The sequence below is a fragment of the Escherichia sp. AM3 genome (assembly GCF_032029835.1).
Classification (GTDB): Bacteria; Pseudomonadota; Gammaproteobacteria; order Enterobacterales; family Enterobacteriaceae; genus Escherichia; species Escherichia coli.
This window is the reverse complement of record NZ_JAVUPQ010001271.1, coordinates 1-240: the sequence shown is the minus strand read 5'-3', so window position 1 is coordinate 240 and position 240 is coordinate 1. Positions and strand designations below refer to the sequence as shown.

1 pseudogene is annotated in these 240 nt (G+C 57.1%); it reads right to left on the bottom strand.

The features are described from left to right. A pseudogene (locus RTW80_RS30630) lies at positions 1-240 on the bottom strand (ammonium transporter); the annotation flags it as partial.

Here is a 240-nt window from a genome sequence, read left to right as displayed (position 1 = left end):
CGCAGAGAAGCGGATACGCTCAGCCAGCGCGCCCACAATCAGCCCCACGGTGATGCAGGCGAATGAGCCCTGGAACGCGACATGAATATACTGATAAAAACTGCCCATCACCGCGGTCAGTTCGATATTTTTCAGCATCGCCCAGTTAACGTTGCCGAAGAAGGCGTTGCCCTCCCCGAAGGCCAGCGAGTAACCGTAAAACACCCACAGCACACACACCAGCGCGAACGTGACGGCAAC